The organism is Martinezella miluonensis (assembly GCF_900094545.1).
GTDB lineage: Bacteria > Pseudomonadota > Alphaproteobacteria > Rhizobiales > Rhizobiaceae > Rhizobium > Rhizobium miluonense.
Genome location: NZ_FMAH01000005.1, coordinates 177,232 through 196,800, shown reverse-complemented (window position 1 = coordinate 196,800; position 19,569 = coordinate 177,232). Strand labels below are relative to the sequence as shown.

General features: G+C 60.9%; 15 protein-coding genes. 13 read left to right on the top strand and 2 right to left on the bottom strand.

Annotated elements, in window-relative coordinates; translation table 11 throughout:
• Positions 1-61: 61 nt before the first annotated feature.
• From GA0061102_RS07880 to GA0061102_RS07865, 4 genes are read left to right on the top strand one after another with little or no spacing between them, the layout of a single operon-like run.
• The gene (locus GA0061102_RS07880) at positions 62-841 is read left to right on the top strand and encodes an ABC transporter ATP-binding protein (RefSeq protein ID WP_092845618.1); all 780 of its coding nucleotides are present in this window, start codon (positions 62-64) and stop codon (positions 839-841) included.
• A gap of 7 nt (positions 842-848) precedes the next feature.
• Entirely contained in the window at positions 849-1,772 is a 924-nt protein-coding gene (locus GA0061102_RS07875) for an ABC transporter permease (RefSeq protein WP_092845674.1), read from the top strand.
• A 19-nt stretch (positions 1,773-1,791) separates the two neighbouring features.
• The gene (kynU, locus tag GA0061102_RS07870) at positions 1,792-3,039 is read left to right on the top strand and encodes a kynureninase (RefSeq protein ID WP_092845616.1); all 1,248 of its coding nucleotides are present in this window, start codon (positions 1,792-1,794) and stop codon (positions 3,037-3,039) included.
• 36 nt (positions 3,040-3,075) lie between these two features.
• Positions 3,076-3,906 (top strand): alpha/beta hydrolase, encoded by an 831-nt coding sequence (locus tag GA0061102_RS07865; RefSeq protein ID WP_092845614.1) that lies wholly within the window; start codon positions 3,076-3,078, stop codon positions 3,904-3,906.
• Between the two features lie 63 nt (positions 3,907-3,969).
• On the opposite strand, the gene GA0061102_RS07860 is transcribed toward GA0061102_RS07865, so the two are convergent.
• Positions 3,970-4,401 carry a VOC family protein gene (locus GA0061102_RS07860; RefSeq protein WP_092845672.1) on the bottom strand — a complete coding sequence of 144 codons (432 nt, stop codon included), beginning with the start codon at positions 4,399-4,401 and terminating at the stop codon, positions 3,970-3,972.
• 347 nt (positions 4,402-4,748) lie between these two features.
• Here GA0061102_RS07860 and GA0061102_RS07855 point away from each other — a divergent pair, with 347 nt between their 5' ends.
• The 9 genes from GA0061102_RS07855 to GA0061102_RS07815 all read left to right on the top strand — a co-directional run bounded on the left by GA0061102_RS07855 (position 4,749) and on the right by GA0061102_RS07815 (position 18,171).
• Positions 4,749-4,934 (top strand): hypothetical protein, encoded by a 186-nt coding sequence (locus GA0061102_RS07855; RefSeq protein ID WP_092845612.1) that lies wholly within the window; start codon positions 4,749-4,751, stop codon positions 4,932-4,934.
• Positions 4,935-4,962: 28 nt separating this feature from the next.
• Complete coding sequence (locus tag GA0061102_RS07850; RefSeq protein WP_092845610.1) at positions 4,963-7,431, top strand: glycoside hydrolase family 2 protein; 2,469 nt, start codon at positions 4,963-4,965, stop codon at positions 7,429-7,431.
• A 176-nt stretch (positions 7,432-7,607) separates the two neighbouring features.
• Positions 7,608-10,868 carry a GH36-type glycosyl hydrolase domain-containing protein gene (locus tag GA0061102_RS07845; RefSeq protein WP_092845608.1) on the top strand — a complete coding sequence of 1,087 codons (3,261 nt, stop codon included), beginning with the start codon at positions 7,608-7,610 and terminating at the stop codon, positions 10,866-10,868.
• Between the two features lie 157 nt (positions 10,869-11,025).
• Positions 11,026-11,682: a DUF2161 domain-containing phosphodiesterase gene (locus GA0061102_RS07840; protein ID WP_092845606.1), complete on the top strand. Its 657-nt coding sequence runs from the start codon at positions 11,026-11,028 to the stop codon at positions 11,680-11,682.
• Positions 11,683-11,947: 265 nt separating this feature from the next.
• A complete protein-coding gene (locus GA0061102_RS07835) occupies positions 11,948-13,450 on the top strand; it encodes a DegQ family serine endoprotease (RefSeq protein WP_092845604.1) in 1,503 nt (500 codons plus the stop codon).
• 366 nt (positions 13,451-13,816) lie between these two features.
• Positions 13,817-14,449, top strand: a complete 633-nt coding sequence (locus GA0061102_RS07830; RefSeq protein ID WP_092845602.1) for a J domain-containing protein — start codon at positions 13,817-13,819, stop codon at positions 14,447-14,449.
• Positions 14,450-14,661: 212 nt separating this feature from the next.
• Complete coding sequence (locus GA0061102_RS07825) at positions 14,662-16,152, top strand: lipopolysaccharide biosynthesis protein (protein WP_167667929.1); 1,491 nt, start codon at positions 14,662-14,664, stop codon at positions 16,150-16,152.
• A gap of 94 nt (positions 16,153-16,246) precedes the next feature.
• Positions 16,247-17,062, top strand: a complete 816-nt coding sequence (locus tag GA0061102_RS07820) for a galactosyl transferase (RefSeq protein WP_092845600.1) — start codon at positions 16,247-16,249, stop codon at positions 17,060-17,062.
• Between the two features lie 38 nt (positions 17,063-17,100).
• Positions 17,101-18,171, top strand: a complete 1,071-nt coding sequence (locus GA0061102_RS07815; RefSeq protein WP_092845598.1) for an acyltransferase family protein — start codon at positions 17,101-17,103, stop codon at positions 18,169-18,171.
• Positions 18,172-18,180: 9 nt separating this feature from the next.
• On the opposite strand, the gene GA0061102_RS07810 is transcribed toward GA0061102_RS07815, so the two are convergent.
• Positions 18,181-19,509, bottom strand: coding sequence for an aminotransferase-like domain-containing protein (locus tag GA0061102_RS07810; protein WP_092845596.1), 1,329 nt, complete (start codon positions 19,507-19,509; stop codon positions 18,181-18,183).
• Positions 19,510-19,569: the final 60 nt, after the last annotated feature.

The following is a 19,569-nucleotide window of genomic DNA, read 5'->3' as shown; positions in this document are numbered from 1 at the left end:
GATCCATGGCGGCGTCAAGGACGCCGCCATTTTATAACCCTACACTGCAGGGGAGGCACGGATGCTGGATATCAAATCCGCGCGCAAGGTTTTCTACAAAGGCCAACCCGACGAAAAGGTCGCGCTCAACGGCCTGACACTCTCCCTCAAGCCCGGGGAATTCGGCGTCGTCATCGGCTCGAACGGCGCAGGCAAGAGCAGCATGCTCAACGCGATTTCCGGCGCGCTCAGCCTCGATTCCGGTCAGATCCTCATCAATGGCAATGACGTTACGAACATCCCGGTGTACAAGCGCGCCGCGCGCCTTGCCCGCGTGTTTCAGGATCCGATGAAGGGAACCGCCGCCAGCATGACGGTTGGCGAGAACATGCTCCTCGCGGAGCTGCGCGGCAAGAGCAGGAGATTTCGCTCCGGCGTGAACGCCGCCCGTCTTGCAGCCTATAAAGAGCGCCTCGCCGTTCTCGGCCTCGGCCTGGAAAATCGCATCGATACCAAGGTAGAGCTTCTTTCGGGCGGTCAGCGCCAGTCGCTGTCCCTCATCATGGCGGTCGGCGGTTCGCCCGACGTGCTGCTGCTCGACGAACATACCGCAGCACTCGATCCACGCACGGCAGAGATCGTCATGCAGGCAACCGTTCGCACCGTCGAGGCACTGAAGCTGACGACCTTGATGGTGACGCATAATATGCAGCACGCCGTCGATTTCGGCGACAGCATCATCATGCTCGATGCCGGGCGCGTTCATCTCGAAATTACCGGCGAAGGCAAGCGGCGCATCACCGTACCCGAACTCATCGGTCACTTCGCCGTCAAGACCGACCGCATGCTGCTGGTGAGCTGACATCATGATGGATTTCATTCAGACTACCGTTTCGAGCTTCGTCTCGCTCATCCCGGTGACGCTGGCGCAGAGCTTCATTCTGAGCTTCGTCGTCCTCGGCATCATGATTCCCTTCCGGATGCTGAGCTTTCCGGATCTGACCAGTGAAGGCGCGTTTCCGCTCGGCGGCTGCGTCTGCGGCATATTGCTGGCAGCCGGCGTTGCGCCGCCGCTCGCCATTGCCGTCGCCTTCGTCGTCGGCCTCGCCGCCGGCTGCTGCACGGCCTTCATCCATCTACGCTTCCGCATTCATACGCTGCTTGCGGGCATTCTGATGTCGACCATGCTTTACAGCGTCAATCTCGGCATCATGGGCAAGTCCAACCTGTCCGTCTTCGGTTCGCCAACCGTATTCGACGTCGTGCCGTTTACCGAGCCAGGCTTTCCCGCAAGCAAGATCGTCATTGCAGGCTTGCTCGCGCTCATCGTGTTGGTCGCCCTCAATCTCTACTTCAAGACGGAAAAGGGCACGGCCATGCGCGCCGTCGGCTCCAATCCAGATATGGCAGAGGCGCAAGGCATCAACGTCTGGGCTGCCACCATCGGCGGCGTCGGTATCGCCAGCGCTTTTTCCGCTGCCAGTGGCGCCTTGATGGTGCAGTCGCAAGGCTTTGCCGACGTCAATATGGGTATCGGCATCCTGATCAACGGCCTTGCTGCCCTCATGATCGGCGAAGCTTTCACCGGCAAGCAAACCGTGCTGCGACAGCTGCTGGCCCCATTCGTAGGATCGATCATCTACTATCAGCTGGTATCGCTGTGTCTCGCCGCCGGCATGCCGCCGCCGAACCTGAAGCTCGCCACGGGCCTCTTCGTGCTCATCATGCTCGCACTGCCCAGCATCCGCCGCAGCCGCGGCGGGGCAGTCGCCCGGGAAACCATTCGCGAATAAATCAAGAGGCAACAGCATCATGGACAGCCTTCCCGATCTCGCAGCCATCGAGGCTATGGACGAGGCCGACCCGCTGCGCGCCTTCCGCAGCCGCTTTGCCTTGCCGGCGGGCGTCATCTATCTCGACGGCAACTCGCTCGGCGCGGCATCACACGAAGTCTTTGCCGAAGTGCGGCAGGCTGCCATGGAGGAATGGGGGAACGGCCTGATCCGCAGTTGGAACAGCGCCGGATGGTTTCACCTGCCACTCGAACTCGGCGACCGCATCGGCCGGCTGATCGGCGCCGCCGAAGGCCAGACCGTGGTGACCGACTCGACGTCGATCAACATCTACAAGACGCTTCATGCCGCTCTGACGATGCGGCCAAGCCGCAACGTTATCGTTGCCGAGGGCGATAGTTTCCCGACCGATCTCTATATGGCCGAGGGCGTCGCTTCGACCCGTCCGGGTGTCACGCTCCGTCTCGAAGGTCGCGATGCCGACACTATCGAGGAACTGATCGACGAGAATGTCGCCGTCGTGCTCGTCAATCATGTCAACTACAAGAGCGGCGAGTTGCGCGACATGGCAGCGCTGACAAAGCGCATCCAGGCCTCCGGAGCACTGGTCATTTGGGATCTTTGCCACAGTGCCGGCGCGCTTCCTGTGGATCTCGACGGCGCGGGTGCCGACTTTGCCGTCGGCTGCTCCTATAAATATCTGAATGGCGGCCCCGGCGCTCCGGCCTTCATCTATGCAGCCCGCCGCCATCTCGCATCGATCGCCCAGCCGCTCAGCGGCTGGTGGGGCCATGCCCGCCCCTTTGCTTTCGAGCGAAACTTTGACGGCGATGCCGGCATCAAGCGTTTTCTTTGCGGCACACAACCCATCCTGTCCTTAAGAGCGCTGAAGGGTGCCCTCTCCATATGGGACGAAGTGGACATGAACGCGCTGCGCCAGAAAAGCATAGCGCTCAGCGATCTCTTCATCCGGCTGGTCGAAGCGAAATGCGGCCAGTATGGCGTCGTTCTGGACACCACGCGTGACAGCGAGAAACGCGGCAGCCAGGTCTCCTTCACCCACAGCAATGGCTATGAGATCATGCAGGCGCTGATCGAGCGCGGCGTCATCGGCGACTTCCGCGCGCCCTCGACACTGCGCTTCGGCTTTACCCCGCTCTATGTCAGCTATCGCGACGTATGGCTGGCAGCTTCGGTACTGGAAGAGATTTTGAGCAGCGGATCCTGGCGCGATCAGCGCTTTGCCGTTCGCTCGGCGGTGACCTGATCCAGTTTTACCGGTCGCCGGCCAGAGGAGTTGCAGATGAGCTATTTCAAACTCACCGATTGGGACAGCGCCTATACCAATAGCGCCTACATCGTCGATGGCGACCAATGGCCGGAGGCCTGGATCGAGCCGGCTCGATCCTTCCGAGACAGCATGGCTGCGGCCGGCCGCGCAAAACTCGACCTTGCCTATGGTCCCGGTGAGCGCAATCGCTTCGACCTTTTTCTGCCCGAAGGGGAGCCGAAAGGTTTGGTGGTCTTCGTTCATGGCGGCTACTGGCTGCAGCTGGATAAAAGCTATTGGTCACATCTGGCGGCGGGTTCGGTCACGGCCGGCTATGCAGTCGCAATTCCGTCCTACACGCTTTGCCCGCAAAATCGCATCGGCGGAATCGGCAAGGAGATCGCAGCGGCGATCACGGCTGCGGCCGAGATGGTCGGTGGCCCCATCATTCTGACAGGTCACTCAGCCGGCGGTCAGCTCGTCGCCCGGATGATGACGACGACGTCGCCGCTTGGCGAGATGATCCTTGGGCGTATTCGTCACGTGCTTGCGATTTCCGGTGTCCACGATCTGCGCCCGATCATGAAGCGCAAAATGAACAAAGAGCTTCGTATCGATGACGCCGAAGCAAGAGCCGAAAGCCCGGCCCTGCTGGAGCCGGTCGACGCCATTCGCCTGACCTGCTGGGTTGGCGGCGCCGAACGCGCCGAATTCATCCGCCAGAATGCGCTGCTCGCCAATATCTGGACCGGCCTTGGCGCCGCGACGGAAGCCGTGGTCGAGCCGGACAAACATCATTTCTCAGTGCTGGATGGTCTTATGGACACCGGTCATCCGCTGATGAGGACCTTGCTCGCGGCATAGAAATCTCGCGATAGCAGTCAGAACATGCCCTCGGTACAAGCCTGCACCGAGGGCATTCCATCATCACTCGTTGACGGGCGCGTTCATGGCCCAGATGACCCCGAAGGGATCGCGCATCTGACCCCAGCGATCGCCCCAGAACATCACCTGCGGCTCGACGACGACCTCCAGCCCGGCGTCGACGGCACGCTTCCACCACGCGTCGAAGTCTTCGACTACCAACTGCATCACGAAGGACTGCGGCTTCTCCAATGCGTGGCCATATTCGGGATAGGCATCGCCAAGCATGACCGAGCTGCCGTTGATATAGAGATGGATGTGCATCGTCCGGCCCTTTTCATCGACCGGAAACATGAAGGCCTCCTCGGCGCCGAAGGCGCGCTTGTAGAATTCGGCCGCCTTGACCGCGCCATCCACGGTCAGATAGGCCACCACGCCGCCGCGAACCGGCACGCGGGGCTGGGAGGATTGCTTCTGTTCTGCTGCATCAGTCATGTTCGTCTCCTTGCGAACGAGATTGCTTGTGGCGCCCCTTGCGATGGGCTGACCCAAGGACGTCGGCATAGACGACTTTCCGACAGGACAGATCTATTTTTTATTATTTTTCTGAAGGCACGAGGAAGTCGTTGATACAGAAGCCACGAAGACAGGCATTTGCGGGCAGAAGCAGGCTGCCCAAGGCGGTATCGACAGAAGGAGCGAGCATTTGCAAGGCAGGCCGCGCCATCCTCGGCATCGCTCGAAATCCCACTAGCACCACAACCTTTCGCTCCGATATCGCCGCCCGGTCGGCTTGACAGCTTTCGTTGACCAACAATATGTCTTCGAGCAGTGGAGGACGGATGGTGGTGGAGATGGATGACATCGGGAGGAAGCCCTCGGCGATGGATCATCGGTTGGGCCACGCGCACGGCCAGCATCGCGATCTCATCAAAGCGCTGAAGCGCCGGGATCGAATCGCCTACGCCTACCACATGAACCGCCATCTGCAGGCAGGCCTGCTCTTCATCGCGCCAAAGGCTGTTTGAGACATCCATTTCATCACGGACACATGACATGAAAAGACAGACGCTCGACACCGGCTGGACCATCTCGCGCCTTCGCGCGCCCTCCAGCGCACCGGCCCTGCCCAACACCATCCCTGCAGCGGTCCCCGGCAACGTGCATCTCGACCTGATGGCGGCGCAACTGATCACCGATCCCTATCTCGACGTCAACGAGATCTCGCAGGATTGGATCGGTCGCTCGGCCTGGCGCTATCGTCTGGCGTTCGATTGGGACGACGAGGACGCCGAGCGCATCGATCTCTCATGCCTAGGCCTCGATACGGCAGCGCGCCTGGAGCTGAACGGCAATGTGCTCGGCGAAACGCGCAACATGCACCGCAGCTATCGCTTCGACATCGGCGACCACCTCAAAAGCGGCCGCAACGAACTGATCGTCGATTTCCAATCGGCCTACGAGCATGGCGAGGACGTGCGCAAGCAGCTCGGCAGCGCCGCCGATATCCCCCAAAATTATCCCGGCCCGAGCAATCTCATCCGCAAGATGGCCTGCAATTTCGGCTGGGACTGGGGGCCGTCGGTCGTCACCTCAGGCATCTGGAAGCCGATTACCATCGAGAGTTGGTCGAAAGCGCGCCTCGGCACCATCCGCCCGGAAATCACGCTGCAAGGTAGCCAGGGCGTTGCCCGCCTGCATGTCGAGATCGAATGGGCGGAGACAGGCACCGACAGCGTGGCGCTCTTCTTGTCTATCGGCGGCAAGCGCGCTGAAGTTCGCGTGGCGCAGGGCGAAACTCACGCGCTGATCGAATGCCGCATCGATAATCCGCAGGTCTGGTGGCCGCATGGGATGGGTGGCCAGCCGCTTTACGATCTCGATTTGCAGCTGCTCGGCTCGGACGGTGCGGCACTCGACGGCTGGAAGCGCCGCGTGGGCTTCCGCTCCGTGCGGCTGGATACGACGCCGGATGAGATCGGCTCGGCCTTCACGCTCGTCGTCAACGACGTGCCTGTCTTTGCCCGCGGCGCCAACTGGATCCCCGACGATTGCTTCCTGCCGCGCGTGACCCGCGAGCGCTACCGCGACAGGATTGCCCAGGCCCGCGACGCCAATATGAATATGCTGCGCGTCTGGGGCGGCGGCATCTACGAGACCGATACGTTCTACGAGGAATGCGACGCCGCCGGCATCATGGTCTGGCAGGACTTTCTGTTTGCCTGCGCCACGTATCCCGAAGAAGAACCGGTCTATAGCGAAATCGAGGCGGAAGCGCGCGAAGCGATCACAAGGCTCATGCCCTACGCCTCGCTGGTCATCTGGAACGGCAACAACGAGAATATCTGGGGCTATTTCGACTGGGGCTGGCAGGATGTGCTCGGCAACCGCCCCTGGGGCGCCGGCTACTATCTCGATCTCCTGCCGAAGCTGGTCGCCGAGATCGATCCGATGCGTCCTTATTGGGCGGGCAGCCCCTATTCCGGCTCCATGGAGATCGCGCCGAACGCAGACGAACATGGCTGCAAGCACATCTGGGACGTCTGGAACGAGGTGGGCTACGAGACCTACCGCAACTATATCCCGCGCTTCTGCTCCGAATTCGGATGGCAGGCGCCGCCGACCTTTGCGACGCTTGCCCAATCCGTTCGCGAGAAAGACCGTGCGCCGGCCTCGCCGGGCGTACTGCATCATCAGAAAGCGACCAGCGGCAACGACAAGCTGCTGCAGGGCCTGGAAGGTTGGTTCCCACATCCGCGAAATTTCGACGATTGGCTCTTTGTCACACAGCTCAATCAAGCACGCGCGATCAGCTACGGCATCGATCACATGCGCTCGCATCGGCCGACCTGCATGGGCACCATCGTCTGGCAGCTCAACGATTGCTGGCCCGTCACCTCCTGGGCAGCAGTCGATGGCGCCGGCAGGAAGAAGCCGCTCTGGTATGCGCTGCGCCACAGCTATGCACCGCATCTCCTCACCATCCAGCCGCGCGGCGATGGACTTGCCGCCGTTGCCGTCAATGACGCAACCCTGTTCTGGCGTGTGCCCTTCACCGTCGAACGCTTCGACTTCAACGGCACGGTGCTTGCCCGCCACCACGTCTGGCGCATCCTGTGCGATCGCTTCGAAAATACCGATATCGAGATCCCAAGCGACATTGCGACGCCCGGTGATCCCAGACGGGAATTTTTGCGCGCCCGCCTTGGCGATGCCGAAGCCTGGTGGTTCTTCGAGAAAGATATGAAGCTGCAATATCCGAAGCCGCGCTTCGACATTGAGAGCGTCCAGACGCCGGAAGGGATCGCTGTCACCATCACCGCGCAGTCGCTTTTGCGCGATGTCTGCCTGTTCGTCGATCGCGTCAGCCCGAATGCCGAAGTCGACGACATGCTGGTCAATCTCGCCCCCGGCGAAAGCAGGACGTTCAAGGTGAAAGGCATCTCCAAGGAAGCTTTCGAAGACGCCGATCTGTCGACCGTCCTTCGCACGGCCAATCAGGTTGCCGAGCCTCCGCATCACTGAACTTGAAGCGCGCTTTTCTCGAGATATCCGGCGCATCGCGCCGGATCGGGGTAGGTATCGCTTGTAAATCGTCACGAAAGATTGCGCGGATGAATGGCGAATTGCCTCCTATGATCGGGCGTCGCCTTATGATCTAGTGCACCAAATCCGATCCATGAATCAGCGAGACACCGCTTATGTCCTCCGACGCCAATCGCAGCTTTCAAACGCCCCGTCGCGAAGAACTCGGTCTTATCACGCTTGGCAACAGTGCCGGTCTTTCCGCTTCGGCTTTGCCGAACGGCACGCTGTTCTCGTTAGATTTCGCCGACCAGCAGGGCGGGATCATGATCAATCAGGTGCTCGGTTCGCCTGTTTACGGCGGCATCGGCCGGCTCTACCTGCGCGTCGGCGGCACCAAGCCGGCAACGGCTGAAATCGTCGGTCCGAAGGCTGCGGTACAGTTCGGCCATAGCGGCAGCGGCTTTTCCTGGAGCGGCGAGACGGCCGGCGTAAGGCACACGGTCAGCCTGCGGCTGCATCCGAGCCAGACCGCATGGTTCTGGCAGGTCTCACTGGAAAACAGCACCAATGCGGCGCTTTCGGCCGATCTCGTCCTCGTTCAGGATGTCGGCCTTGGCGATCGCGGCTTCCTGATGAACAGCGAAGCCTATGCCTCGCAATATATCGATCATCACATTGCCAGCCACGCCGCCTTCGGTCCTGTCATCATGAACCGGCAGAACCTCAAGCAGGGTGGCGGCCGAAATCCGTGGCTCGCGCAGGGCTGCCTCGAAGGCACGGCGGCTTACGCGACCGATGCAATCCAGCTCCTCGTGCCCTCCAAGGGCAATGACGGCGTCATGGTGCAGGACTTCGGCACCAGCCTGCCGAGCGCACGTCGCCAGCACGAGGTCGCCTGCCCGGCAATCCAGTCAAAGCCGCTTTCACTCGCGCCGGCTGCGATAGCTACGACGACCTTCTTCGGCCTCTTCATTGCCAATCATCCGGCCGCTTCCAGCGATGCCGATCTAGCCCATCTCAACGGCTTGCCGAAGCTTCAAGGCGAATTGGCAATGGACACCATTACCGCCGCGCAGCCTGCGCGAAGCCTCGTACAAGAGGCGCCTCTTGCCGAGAGCGACAGCCTCGATCAGGCGACGATCGACGCCCTCTACCCCAAGCGTATGCTGGAAGAGTATGCCGACGGAAAGCTGATCTCCTTCTTCGTCCCGGATGGGCCGCACAACAGGCATGTCGTGCTCCGCGAGAAGGAGCAACTGGTGGCTCGCCGTCACGGCGCCATCGTCCGCAGCGGGCAAAACATGCTGCTCGACGACCAGACGCTGGCCGCCACCTGCTGGATGCAGGGCATTTTTGCCGCGCAGTTGACCATCGGCAACACATCCTTCCACAAGCTGTTCTCCGTCTCGCGCGATCCATACAATCTGACGCGATCAAGCGGCCTGCGCATCCTCGTCGATCTCGGCGATGGCTGGCGCCTGCTCGGCGTGCCGGCAGCCTTCGAGATGGGCCTTAGCGATACCGGCTGGATCTACCGGCTTTCCGGCCGAACCATCACCGTGTCGGCCATCGCTTCGGGCGATGATCCGGCCATGCAATGGAGCGTATCGGTCGAAGGAACCGCCTGCCGCTTCCTCGTATTCGGCCATATCGTGCTCGGCGAGCGCGACTATGAAGCGGTTGCCAATATCGCGGTCGACGCAGCGGCCAAGCGCATCTCCTTCCGCCCGCAGCCGTCGTGGCTGTGGGATCGCTATCCGAAGGCCGGCTACCATCTCGTGACCTCAACGCCCGATGCTTTCGAGACAGTCGGCGGCGATGAGCTGCTCTATAGCGACGGCGCAGCCCGCAACGGCCCGTTCATCGCCCTGAAATCGCATCCGGCCAAGGAATTGCGCTTTGCCGTCACAGGATCGATGACCGATCCGGAAGCCGCGGAAGCGCTCGCTGCACGCTACAGCGCCGGTGTCGAAAGCGAGGAGATGCTGGCGCCGGCGCAGCGCTTCTGGAGCCATGTGACCCGAGACGCACGCATTGAAGGCGATGGCCGCGATGTGGCGGCACAGGCCGTCATGCTGCCCTGGATCGCGCATGATGCGATCGTGCATCTGAGCGTGCCGCACGGGCTGGAGCAATATACGGGTGCTGCCTGGGGAACGCGTGACGTTTGCCAGGGGCCGATCGAATTCCTGCTCGCCTATGAGCATGATGAAGAGGCCCGGCAGATCCTCAGCACGCTCTTTTCCGAGCAGTATCGGGACCGTGGCGACTGGCCGCAATGGTTCATGCTGGAGCCCTACGCCAATATCCGCGCCGGCGAAGCGCATGGCGATATCGTCGTCTGGCCGCTAAAGGCGCTCTGCGATTACATCGAGGCAACCGGCGACATCGCCTTCCTTGCCGAAACAGTGCCATGGCGCGCCGACGACAGCATGCAGCTCACTTCGGAGCGCGCAACGATCTCCGATCATATCGAAAAGCTGCTGGACACCGTGCGCAGCCGCTTCGTGCCCGGCACGAGCCTCATCCGCTATGGCGAGGGCGACTGGAACGACAGCCTGCAGCCGGCTGATCCGCATCTGCGAGATTGGATGGTCAGCAGCTGGACCGTTTCACTGCTGTACGAACAGCTGGTGCGCTACGCCAACATCCTGACCCTTGCCAGCCGTAACGAGGAGGCCCAGTCGCTTCAAGCAACGGCCGTCGCCATGCGCGCCGATTTCAACCGGCTGCTGATGCGCGACGGCATCGTCGCCGGCTACGGCGTCTTCGATCCGAGCCATGACGGCGTCGAATTGCTGCTGCATCCTGAGGATACCAGAACCGGTCTGCACTATTCGCTGATCGCAATGACCCAGCCGATGATCGGCGGCCTGTTCACCAGGGATCAGCGCCATGCCCACATGAAGATCATCCGCGAGAACCTGCTCTTCCCGGATGGCGTGCGGTTGATGGAAAAGCCGGCGACCTATTCCGGCGGCCCGGAAAAGCTGTTCCGCCGCGCCGAATCCTCATCCTTCTTCGGCCGCGAGATCGGGCTCATGTATGTGCATGCGCATCTGCGCTACTGCGAGGCGTTGGCGCTCGACGACGATGCAGAAGCTGTGTGGGCAGCCCTCGCGCTCGCCAATCCGATCGCAGTCAGCGGCCGCGTCGAGCATGCGGCGCTCCGCCAACGCAATACCTATTTCAGCAGCAGCGACGCGGCCTTCGACGACCGCTATCGGGCTTCGTCGGAATGGGCGCGCGTCAAGGCGGGCGATATTGCCGTCGATGGCGGCTGGCGCATCTATTCCAGCGGTCCCGGCCTCTATACCAAGAGCCTGATCGGCAACATCTTCGGCTTCAAGCGGCAGTTCGGTCAGCGCATCCGCAAGCCGCTGCTACCAGCCTCGATAGGCACATGCGACGTCAAGCTGGATTTCAAGGCCTGAGCCAATCGTGAATGGAAAAGGGCCCGCACTATCGGTCTCTTTTCATTCGCTCGCGATAATCGGTCTCACAGCAAAAACCGCCTTCTCACCTCTATCGACCTTCTGGTTAACCGAATCGGCTAAACCTCATCCGGATGTGAAAAGCCCGGAGGCGGATTTGGAAACGGCGCTATATCTTCCGATCAAGTCATTTCTCGAAGCGGCCGGCTACGCCGTGAAAGGCGAGATCGGCGGCTGTGATCTCGTGGGGCTGAATGATGGCGAGCCGCCCGTCGTCGTCATTTGCGAGTTGAAGATGAGTTTCAATCTCGAACTGATCCTGCAGGCCGTCGATCGCGCTGCTGCCAGCGATGAAGTCTGGATCGCCGCCCGAGTCTCGGTAAAGGGCAAGGGACGGGAGAGTGATCGCCGCTTCCGCGACCTTTGCCGCCGGCTGGGTTTTGGCATGCTGACGGTATCGGACAGCGATGTCGTCGATATCGTCGTCAGCCCCGTCGCGCCGATGCCCCGCAAAAATGCGCGGCGCAGATCACGCCTTGTTGAGGAACATCGCCGGCGCAAGGGTGACCCGGCCCTTGGCGGCAGCACGCGCAAACCGATCATGACGGCCTATCGGCAACAGGCTCTGGTCTGCGCGGCGGCGCTCGAAAACGGGGTGCAGCGCCCCAAGGACATGCGCGAAGCAGCACCGAAGGCCCCGCAAATCCTGAGAGATAACGTCTATGGTTGGTTCGAGCGCATCGACCGCGGCATTTACGCGCTGACCGAGCTTGGAATGGAAGCCCTTAAAAGATGGCCGGTGCCGCAAAGCTAAATATGGGGAAATTCCGGCCGACGAACATTAAATTCATGTAATATCTTAAATTTTTGCAATAAAAACATGATCAATATTTAATTTGTAAAAGTCGATTGGCGGATCATATTGTTCATCAGCGCCAATTCATTTTTATACTTCACTTCCCTGGAGTAAAGGCGGGAAACCAAGGTTCCCCGAACGAATTGACGCGGCCCCATTCGACGCCTGTCCCGGACATGGACAAGACGCCAATTCGCCAACAATCTCGCAAGGGACTTTTGCCATGTCATCTCTCCTCCGCAAACATCGCACCGCCGCCATCGTAGGCGCCGCCATCATCGTCGGCGCAGGCGCATTGCCTTTTGCCTTCAGTACCTCCGCTGCCATCGCCTCTGCCGCCGAACCTGCCGGCATCATCGTGCCCGGCGGCTCTTTCGCTGCTATCGTCGATGCCGACAAGCCCGCCGTCGTCACCGTCACCACCACCATGAAGGCGACCGACACCAGCACCGACGGCAGCAACTCGCCGATGGACGAGCAGTTCCGCCAATTCTTCGAAAACCAGGGCATCCCCTTCCCGAAGCAGATGCCGCACCAGCAGCAGAACCAGCACGCCATGGCGCTCGGCTCCGGCTTCATCATCAGCCCTGACGGCATCATCGTCACCAACAACCACGTGGTTCAGAACGCGGTTGACATCAAGGTAACCCTCGACGACGGCACCGAAGTTCCCGCCAAGCTGCTGGGTGCCGATGCCAAATCGGATCTTGCCGTCCTAAAGATCAAGGCGCCGAAGCCGCTGGCGACCATCGCCTGGGGTGACTCTGACAAATTGAAGCTCGGCGACCAGATTCTGGCGATCGGCAACCCCTTCGGCATCGGTACGACCGTTACCGCCGGCATCGTTTCGGCTCGCGGCCGCGACCTGCATAGCGGCCCCTATGACGACTTCATCCAGATCGACGCACCGATCAATCACGGCAATTCCGGCGGCCCGCTGGTTGATCGCGAAGGCAATGTCGTTGGCATCAATACGGCCATCTATTCGCCGAATGGTGGCAGCGTCGGCGTCGGTTTCGCCATTCCCTCCGACGAAGCCAAGTCGATCGTCGCAAAGCTGGAAAAGAACGGCTCGATCGATCACGGCTATCTCGGCGTCGCGATCCAGCCGGTGACCTCCGATGTCGCCAACGCCATGGGCCTGTCGCAGGCTCAGGGTGCGCTCATCGCCAACGTTAACGACGACACGCCGGCAGCACGCGCCGGCATCAAGAGCGGCGATATCGTTACCGCCGTCGGCAACGAAACCGTCAAGACGCCGAAGGACCTGTCGCGGCTGGTTGCCGATCTCGCTCCCGGCGACAAGCGCTCCGTCACCTTGTGGCGCGACGGCAAGAGCATGGATGTCAGCGTCACCATCGGCGGCAATGACGACAGCAAGCAGGCCGCAAACGACAGTGGTGACGGCAAGGTCCAGCCTTCCAACCAGCCAAGCATAGGTGTCGGCCTCGCCAACCTGACGCCCGATGTCCGCCAGCAGCTGAACCTGCCGCATGGCGTCGAGGGCGCCGTCGTTGCCAGCGTCAATCCGGACAAGTCGGCCGCGGCAGCCGGCATCCAGACCGGCGACATCATTGTCTCGGTCAACGATCAGCCGGTCCGCAACGCCCATGACGTCCAGACGGCCGTCGCCAAGGCCGGTAAGGATGGCCGCAAATCCGTCCTGCTCCTGATCGAGCGCGACGGCGCCAAGACCTTCGTCGCCGTGCCGTTCTCGGCCGCCTGACGTCGAAGCTCATAACAGCCAAAAGCCCCGTTTCCGCTTGCGGAGGCGGGGTTTTTCGTGCCGCGGCCCGCAAGAGTGGGCCTGCACCTTGTGCCCTGGCAGAGGCAGCTTGGCACCTGACCACCCCGGTGCGATCGAGAAACGAAACGCTGATGGGTTGCTTGACAATCGCGACCATCCTCCACAGAAGACTCCGCATCGGCTTTGACAAGAAGCAGTTTTTGTCCAAACTCCGCCGTTGTGATGGTACAAAGATTTCCCTAGGCGGACAGGAACGGCCCGATGGCGGACTTATTTGCCTGCCAGTGAAACCAACAATGAGGGGCTTGGCCCCCGAGACAGGACGAAGCGGCGGCAGGAGCTGGAGTGACTGATCCCTACGATATTCTCGGCGTTGCACGCGATGCGGGCGAAGAGCAGATCAAGGCGGCCTATCGCAAGCGGGCAAAGGCGGCACATCCGGATTCAGGCGGGGACACGGATGCCTTCTCGCAATTGCAGAAGGCCTACGAGCTGCTTCTCGACCCCACGCGCCGCAAAGTGTTCGACGACACCGGCTACGATGTCGAATTGACGGACGCCGTCGATCTTCAGGCGCTGGTTGCCATCGAAAAGCTTATCACCGAAATGGTCCTCGACGAGCGCGAGCCCGGCACCTTCGATCCCGTCGCCAAGATGCGGGCGGCTCTGCTCGAGGAGATCCGCAAGGCGCATTTCAGCAAGAGCGAGCTGGAGCGTCACTCCAACCGCATCGGCCTTCATCTCGACCGTCTCGGAAAGCGCCCGGGCAAGGATGTGGTCGGCCACATGCTGCGCGCACGCATCAAGGCGATCGCCACTGCAATCAGCGAAACGGAAGCAAAGATCGGCGCCAGTGAACGCGCCTGCGATATGCTCGACGGCTATCTCTATGTCATGAACGAGCCCGACGACGACGCCGAACTCGCGCCCGACATCGAATGGGATGAGGCACCCAAGGTTCGCTCCGCCGCACAGTGACGATGCGGTGAGCATTCGCGTTTATCTCGATCGCAGAAACTTTTTGGCAATGTAATGTTGCAATGCAACAATCGTCCCTAGACAAATCGAAGAGCTGGCCTAGATCAAGCCTCCAGAACGCCGCCCGATCCATCGAAAGATAGCGGAGCGGCAATTGGCCGATGCCGGGTAGCGCCTGCGTCGGTCGAAAATCCAGAAGGCGAGGTATACGATTGCTGGCTTCCGAAGCGGATGAAATCGTCTTTGAGCATCTAAGCGAAAACCGATCGCGCGCCGCGCTGAGGGGCGCATTCTGGTCGGCGCTGGACACGCTGATCCCGACAGCGCTCAACAGTCTCGTCTTTGTCGTCACGTCGCGATTTCTTCTGCCGCAAGATTTCGGCCTCGTTGCGCTCGCCTTCGCCGTCGTCAGCTTCACCGCCGGCTTTGGCCCCACCGCCTTCGGCGAAGCGCTGATCCAGCAGAAGTCGATCCGGCGCAGCCATCTCGATACCGTCTTCTGGCTCTCCTTCTTCTCGGCCGCCATTCTCTACGCCGCGCTGTTTGCACTGTCTCCGACCGTTGCCCACTGGGTCGGCCATGACGAGATCGTCAACCTGCTGACGATTATCGGATTGAAGATCTTCTTCGACATGATGATCATCGTTCCCAATGCCTTGATCGGCAGGACGATGTCCTTTCATCTGGCGGCCGTGCGTACCGCGATCGCCACCTTCGTCTCTGCAGTCATCTGCCTGTCGCTGATCTTCGCCGGCTTCGGCCTGTGGGCGCTTGCGATCGCACAGATCGCCGCACCCGCCGCAGCCTGCATCGCGGCCTTCTGGGGCGCGAAATGGCTGCCCGGCATCCGGATCAAGCTCTCGAGCCTGAAAGAGCTGCTGCATTACGGCATTTTCGCCTCCGGCAACCGCTTCCTGCAGACCATGAACCTCGACCAGCTGATCATCGGCATGCTGGTGAGCCCTGCCGCTCTCGGTATCTATAATTTTGCCCGGCGGCTCTACGAGATGCTCAACAATGTCGTTGCCGGCGGCCTGACCTCGGTGAGCCATGTGCTGCTCTCGTCGCTACAGCACGATCAGAACAAGGTCCGCGAAGCCTTCCTCATGGCGACCTTCGGCTGCTCGCTGGTATCCTTTCCCGCCTTCATGGGGCTCGCAGCCGTCGCCGACGATGCCATTCCGCTGATCTTCGGCGCTCACTGGACGGCGGCCATCTGGCCGGTTCGCTTCTTCTGCGTGATCGGCCTCATGGGCGGCATCGGCGTGATCCAGGCATCCTTGATTACCAGCCAGGGCAAATCCGACTGGTGGTTCTACTACCAGCTGGTGCGCAACATCGTCACCATTCTGACTGTGTTTGTTCTCTACCCATATGGCGTCTCGACCATCGTCTTTGCGCTGATGCTCGAAGTGCTGATGCTTTGGCCGGCGACGCTGTGGATGGTCTCCCGTTTGATCGGGCTGAGCATCCCTGAATATTTCGGCCAGTTCCTGAGGCCGATCGCGGCCTATCTCGGCATGCTCGTCGCAGTCTTGGCAACATCGTCGGCCTTGAGCGACTGGTCCATGGCCGCCCGTCTCGTCACCGAGATCCTCGTCGGCGGCATCACCTATTCGGCCCTGATCTTTCTTCTATGCAGGGAAAGGATCCTCTTTCTTGTGCGCACGACCCTGCAGGGTCGCCGCGCAAGAACCCAATAGCAGCCGTCGCGGACGCCGGATCGAAGCAAGACTTGAACCGGCAACGCCTCTTCAGCTTCCGAAACAGCCGTACCTCCTGTCAAAAGGGCGCGTCATGACACTGGTTACTTTCATCATCCCGGTTCGCCATCAGGCCAATTCCAATGACTGGCCTTCGCTGAAAAGCCGGCTGTCTCAAACGATCGCCTCGATTTCCGGACAGTCCAACGGCGACTGGCGCGGCGTGATCGTCGCCAATGAGGGCGCCGACCTGCCGGACCTGCCGCCGAAATTCTCCGTCGAGCGCGTCTCATTTCCGCCAAACCAGCTGCACGACATCAACGGCGCCGACCGGGAAAAGGTCTATGACGCCTTCCGGCTGGACAAAGGGCGCCGGGTGCTGAGCGGCATGCTTTCCGCCCGCGACACGCGCTTCTTCATGATCGTCGACGACGATGATTTCGTCAGCGCCAATATCGTCGAGTTTGCCGGCAGGAACAGCAACGCCAATGGCTGGAAGATCGACCGCGGCTATCTCTGGAACGAGGGCGGCCGGCTACTGCTGCATCACAATGACTTTGCCAATTTCTGCGGCACCTCGCTGATCATCCGCTCAGACCTCTATGGGCTTCCGGCAACCTTCGAGGACGCCGATGTCGACTACATCAAGTCGATGCTCGGCAGCCATGTGCGCATCGGCAAGATACTTGCGGACGCCGGTCATCCGCTTGGGTCGCTTCCCTTCCGCGGCGCCATCTACCGGGTCGGACACAGCGGCGCTCACAGTAAGTCCTCCAACCTTATCCGGACGCATTTTCTGAATGCATCGGTGCTGCGCCGCCCCCGCCAGCTCTTGGCCAATCTCTCGCGCGTCCGTCCGTTGGATCAGAACCTGCGAAATGAATTCTTCGGTGCTCACGCGGCCGGATAGGACACAAGCGTCGCTGTTACCCAACGAGGTCTCAACCCATGACGGCTGACAATACAAGACATAGATATGCCGCCCTGGATGCGATGCGTGGCCTCGCGGCATTCGCCGTTGTCGTCTATCACTTGGACAGGCCCTATGCTCCTTCGGCCTATATCGCTGTCGACTTCTTCTTCGTGCTCAGCGGCTTCGTCATCGCCAGGGCCTATGGCGAAAAGCTCGCGAGCGGCATGACAATGCTGGCTTTCATGAAGGCACGCTACGCGCGCCTCTATCCGCTCTTCCTGATCGGCAGCGTCTTCGGTCTCGTGCAGTTGCTGCTGCACTGGCAGGCAGCAGGCATCGGGCGGGCCGATCTTGGTGCGAGCATTTTGTCGACCGTCTTCATGCTGCCTTCCCCGAGCTTTCTGACCCGATCGGCGGGAGATATCTGGCCGCTCTATCCGCTGAATGGCCCGGCCTGGTCGCTGTTTTGGGAGCTGCTGGCCAATCTCGTATTCGCGCTCGTGCTGTTCAGGCTGAAAACGCGAAGCCTCATCCTCATCGCCGCCGTATCCCTGGCGATGCTGATCGGCTCGGTTTTCTTCCACAAATCGCTCGATCTCGGCTGGGAATGGCGATCGGTGGATGGCGGCTTTGCCCGCGTCTTCTTCTCTTTCACCCTTGGAATGATCATCTATCGGTTGCGAAGCCGAACCGCGCCCGGCCGGACGGTGAACAGCTATGCCGCCCTGCTGCCCATTGCGGCGATCTGCATCCTGCTATTTCTGCCCACCTACTCGCTGAAATATGCGCTGGTGTTCTGCATCCTGGTCTCACCGCTCGTCGTCCTTGCCGGTACGATGCTCGAATTGCCGGCCAAGCTGCAGCGGCTCGGCATTTTTCTCGGCTATCTCTCCTACCCGATCTATATGTGCCATCGTGGCTTTACCGAGATCTACGGGCACCTGATGCGTGATGCGCAACTGCCGCATCCCGTCTATATCGCGATCTATCTCGTTGCGATTTCCATCATCGCTCTCATCTCGGCAAAGCTCGCGACAGTCCTGGTCAAATATGCCTCACCCGGGAAGGAGGCGCCTAAAGGTGCGGGCGCGGCGTCGAGCCGGTAGCACCGTCGTTCAGGTATGAACTGCGGCCAGTGCGATTGCGTCCGCAACCTCTTTGCGCCGTTCCGAGAGATTGGCCGTCGCGACGCGCAAATGGCTGCTGGGCAGGATCGAAAACTTGGCGCCGGGATGCACGGCAATGCCCCGCGCCGCAAGCGTTACCATTGCGAAAGGCTCTGACGATACGGGTATCCAGGCGCATAGTCCGCCCCCATGTCGCGCTTCCACGCCGCGCTCGCCGAGAGCGTCGATCAGGCCGGCCCGACGCCCCCGGTAGATTTGCCGGGCATGATCGAGGCATACCGCCGTTGCCTCATCCCGCAGCAACCAGGCAACGGCCGCCTGGAGAATTCGGCTCGTCCAGCCGGAGCTGAAGCTGCGATAGGACTGGATCTGATCGACGATCGCCCGCGAACTCGACAGCACCGCAAGCCGCAGATCCGGCCCATGCGTCTTCGAGTAAGAGAGGACATGGATGACGCGATCGGGATAGAGATGTCCCATCGAATGGCGCGGCGCCGTCGAGATATCGGCGATACCATCGTCCTCCACGATCAATGTGTCCTTGTCCCGAAGAATCTCGGCCATGCTTGCCATGCGCGCCGCGCTCACACTCTGACCAGTGACGGCATGGATGCGCGGCTGAAAGATGAAAGCGACCGGGCGATATTTCAGCGCCTCCTCCAGCGAAGACGGCAGCGGGCCCTCCTCATCGCATTTTACCGGAATGATGCGTGCACCACGATCCTCGAGAATATCGAGAAGGCGCATGCCGGTCGGGTCTTCGATCGCAACGGCAGCGCCCGGCATGACGAGCGCATTGATCAGGGTATAGACGGCGTTGTAGCCGCCATTGGTCGCCAGGAACGCCTCCGGTTCGTAGGGCCAGGTCGTCCTGACCTGCTCTTCCAGTTCCGGCAGGATACGGCTGCGCTCATAGCTGTTGAGATTTTCGGCTGATGCGCCATAGGCCATGGCCGCTTCCAGTTTCGGCAGCAGCTTAACGTCGGGAACGGCCGCCGTGAGGTTCAGGGCGTCGTAGCCATAATCACCGACGCTGGCGAGCCGCGCCGGCTGGGCAACGAAGCGATCGCCGCTGACCCATGTACCGTTCCGGCCGCGGCCGCTGATGATCTTCTGACGCCGGAGCTCGCTCCATGCTTCGGACAGGGTCGCCGGGCTTATCCCGAGCGCGAATGCGAGATCGCGGATTGGCGGCAACTTCGTACCAACAGGCAGCGCGCCGGCGCGAATGAGCGCGCTCGTCTCCAGTGCGATGCCACGGATTGTCCGATCGTTCAATTTTTCGGCAAACCACGCCGCGTCTCGATTTCCGCTCATTCCTGCGCCACTTTTAATGTTCAATAACGTAATAACATTTGATCGGCACATATTGAACAT